The organism is Kitasatospora sp. NPDC001095 (assembly GCF_053598615.1).
In genome coordinates this window covers 1-3,974 of record NZ_JBSFKQ010000119.1, presented here as the reverse complement: position 1 = coordinate 3,974, position 3,974 = coordinate 1, and the positions used below count along the sequence as shown (strand labels likewise).

The window sequence follows — 3,974 nt, the reverse complement described above, 5'->3', positions numbered from 1 at the left end:
GCCACACGGTGGGCTCCGCGGAGTCGTCCGCGGCGGGCTGTCCGGCGGTTTCCTCCGGGAACTGTTCGATGACGACGTGCGCGTTGGTGCCGCTGATGCCGAACGCCGAGATGCCCGCGCGGCGGGGACGCCCCGTCTCCGGCCACGGCCGGGCCTCGGTCAGCAGGGAGACCCGGCCCGCCGACCAGTCGACGTGGGAGGTCGGCGCGTCCACGTGGAGGGTCCGCGGCAGTTGCCCGTGTCGCATCGCCATGACCATCTTGATCACACCCGCCACACCGGCGGCGGCTTGCGTGTGCCCGATGTTCGACTTCACCGACCCCAGCCACAACGGCTCCGCCCGGTCCCGGCCGTACGTCGCCAGCAGCGCCTGCGCCTCGATCGGGTCACCGAGCGTCGTCCCCGTGCCGTGGGCCTCCGCCGCGTCCACGTCCGCCGTCGACAATCCGGCGTTCGCCAACGCCTGCCGGATGACGCGTTCCTGGGACGGACCGTTCGGCGCCGCGAGCCCGTTGGACGCCCCGTCCTGGTTGACCGCCGAGCCCCGGACGACCGCCAGCACCCGGTGGCCGTTGCGGCGGGCATCCGACAGGCGTTCCAGCAGCACCAGGCCGGCGCCCTCACCCCAGGACGTACCATCGGCCGCCTCGGCGAACGCCTTCACCCTGCCGTCGACGGCGAGCCCCCGCTGCCGCGAGAACTCGACGAACCCCGCCGGCGTCGCCATCACCGTCACACCACCGGCCAGGGCCAGCGAGCACTCCCCCGCCCGCAGCGCCTGCGCCGCCAGGTGGATCGCCACCAGCGACGACGAGCACGCCGTGTCCACCGACACCGCCGGACCCTCCAGCCCCAACAGGTACGACACCCGCCCGGACGTGGCGCTGGTGGCCGTTCCGGTGGCGAGGAAACCTTCGAGGTCCGGCGGCGGCTGGTTGCCGTAGCCGGAGGACCACAGGCCGGTGAACACGGCTGTGCGGCTGCCGCCGAGTGTGGTCGGGTCGATGCCGGCGTACTCGAAGGTCTCCCAAGCGGTTTCCAGCAGCACCCGCTGCTGCGGGTCCATCGCCAGTGCCTCGCGCGGCGAGATGCCGAAGAACCCGGCGTCGAACCCGGCGCCGTCGGCGAGGAAGCCGCCCGATCGGCTGTAGGTCGTGCCCGGCCGGTCCGGGTCGGGGTCGTAGACGACGTCCCATCCACGGTCCGGCGGGAATTCGGTGATCGCGTCGGCACCGTCCGAGACGAGCCGCCACAGGTCGGCCGGGGACTCCACTCCGCCCGGGTAGCGGCAGCCCATGCCGATGATCGCGATCGGTTCGCGCGCGGCCTCCTCCATGTCGGCGAGGCGCTTGCTGAGCACTCCCAGGTCGGCCGTGGCGCGCTTGAGGTAAGTGCGCAGCTTCTCTTCGTCGGACATCGCTACTTCTCCTCAGCGTTTCGGGACTCGCCCGATCGGATGACCTCGGTCCTGCGGTGCGCATCGTCCAGAAGGCTGAACAGTTCGTCGTCGCTGGCCTCGTCGACACCGGCCGCCGAGCCGGTGCGTTTGGCGGTCCAGGCCGCGAGCAGTGCTTCGAGGCGGGCCGCGACGGTCTCGTAGTCGGCGTCGTCGGCTGCCGCGTCCAGGGTGGACTTGAGCTGGTCGAGTTCGGCGAGCAGGGGGTCGGGTTCGGTTTCGGTGCCGTGCAGCCGCGTGTGCACGAAGGCGGCGAGGCGGGTCGGTGTCGGGTGGTCGAAGACGAGCGTGGCGGGCAGGCGCAGGCCGGTGTCCGCGTCGAGCTGGTTGCGCAGTTCCACGGCGGTGAGCGAGTCGAACCCGATGTCGGTGAACGCCTGGTCGGGGTTGACCGCCTCCGGTGACGAGTGCCCCAGGACGAGGGCGACCTGGCCCACGACCAGGTGCAGCACGTCGGCCTGCGTCCACACGCGGTCGGCGGCCCGCCTGCGCCGGGGCCGTACCAGCTCCCGCAGCAGGGCGGGCGGGTCGCCGGCGCGGCGCAGCGCCGGCAGGTCGAACCTGACGGGCGCGAGGGTGGGGGTGCCCGCGGTCAGCGCGGCGTCGAACAGGGCCAGCGCGTCCGTCGTCGGCAGCGGCCGTACGCCGGCCCTGGCCAGGCGGTGCCGGTCGGTGGCGCTCAGACCTCCGGTCATGCCGCTGGTCTCCGCCCAGTAACCCCAGGCGAGCGACACGGCCGGCTGTCCCTGGGCGTGCCGGTGTGCGGCGAGGCCGTCGAGGTACGCGTTCGCCGCCGAGTAGTTCGCCTGGCCCGCACCGCCCAGCACACCGGCCGCCGACGAGAACAGCACGAACGCCTCCAGGTCCGAGGTCAGTTCGTGGAGGTGCCGCGCCGCGAGGGCCTTCGGCTCCCACACGCGCGCGAACTGCTGCGGGGTGAGGGATTCCACGACGGTGTCGGCCAGCGTGCCCGCGGTGTGGATCACCGAGGTGACCGGGTGTTCGGCGAGCAACCGCGCCACCGCCTCGCGGTCGGACACGTCGCACGCCACGATGTCGGCGGTCGCGCCCAGCGCGGCCAGGTCGGCGGTCAGCGCGGCCGCGCCGGGGGCGTCCGGGCCGCTCCGGCTGACCAGCAGCAGGTGCCGCACGCCGTGCCGCACGGCGAGGTGGCGGGCGATCGTGCCGCCCAGGGTGCCGGTGCCGCCGGTGACGAGCACCGTGCCCTCGGGGCTGAGCGGCGAGGGCAGCGGTCCGGTCCGCGCCCGTTCGAGGCGGGGGACGTGAACGGCGCCGGCGCGGATCGCGAGCTGGGGTTCGTCGCCGGCCAGCCGGACCCCGTCGCCGTCGTCACCGTCGACCAGCACGAACCGGCCGGGGTGCTCGGTGGCGGCCGACCGGACCAGGCCCCAGACGGCGGCGGCCTGCGGGTCGACGTCCTCACCGGGCCGGACCGGCACGGCGTTGCGCGTGGCGACCACCATGCGCGGGGTGTCCGTGGTGAGGAAGTCCTGGATCACCCGCAGGGTCTCGACGGGCGAGGTGGCGTGGTGGACCGGGATGTCCGGTTCGGTGGTCACCGCTTCCAGGACCGGCCACGCCACCTGGTACGGCACGTCCTGCGTGGTGGCCCCGGCCGGCCGGCGCAGGGTCAACGAGGCGATCTCGGCGATCGGCGCGCCCGACCGGTCGGCGAGGGCGATCGCGCAGGTGTCCTGGCCGGTCACGGTCAGCCGGACCCTGGCGTGCTCGGCGCCGCGCCGGCAGGAGATCCCGGCGAAGGAGAACGGCATCTTCGCCCGGTCGTCGGCGACGGTCACGGTCTGGATCGCGGCGTCGAGCAGGGCGGGGTGCAGGGCGAACCGGGTGTCGCCGGCGGGTACGGCCACCTCCGCGTAGAGGGTGTCGCCGTCGCGCCAGGCCGCTCGCAGACCTCGGAAGGCCGTGCCGTAGGCGAATCCGGCGTCGGCCAGGTTGTCGTAGAAGGCGTCGAGGTCGACGGCTTCGCCGTGCGGCGGCCACTGCCGTGCCCAGGGCTCCCGTGGTACGACGGGTACGGCGCCCAGCGTTCCGGTGGCGTGCCGCACCCACTCGCCGTCCGCGCGCGCGTGGATCGAGACGCTGCGCCGGCCCGCCCGGTCGGGGCCGACGGTCACGGACACCTGCACGCCGTCCGCGACCACCAGCGGTGTCTCCAGCGTCAGGTCCTCGACCGCCGGGCAGTCGACGTGTTCGCCGGCCCGGAGCGCCAGGTCCACGAACGCCGCGCCGGGCAGCAGGGGCGAGCCCGAGATGACGTGTTCGGTGAGCCACGGCTGCGCGGCGGTGGCGAGTTGTCCCGTCAGCACCACGCCGTTGTCGTCGGGGAGTTCCATGGCGTCCCGCAGCAGCGGGTGGTCGATCCGGCCGTCACCGGTCGGTGCCGGGGTGGTGGGCTGGAGCCAGTAGTGCTGGTGCTGGAAGGCGTACGAAGGCACACGTGCGCCCGGCGTTCCCGCCGTCGTGGTCGCGGGTGGCG

2 protein-coding genes are annotated in these 3,974 nt (G+C 73.9%); both read right to left on the bottom strand.

The window, feature by feature from the left end; translation table 11 throughout:
- Positions 1-1,417, bottom strand: a 1,417-nt coding sequence (locus tag ACWDBB_RS36040; RefSeq protein ID WP_449793624.1) for a type I polyketide synthase, incomplete at its 3' end; no start/stop codon positions are given.
- 2 nt (positions 1,418-1,419) lie between these two features.
- Positions 1,420-3,933: a type I polyketide synthase gene (locus tag ACWDBB_RS36035; protein ID WP_449793623.1), complete on the bottom strand. Its 2,514-nt coding sequence runs from the start codon at positions 3,931-3,933 to the stop codon at positions 1,420-1,422.
- Between the last annotated feature and the right edge of the window lie 41 nt (positions 3,934-3,974).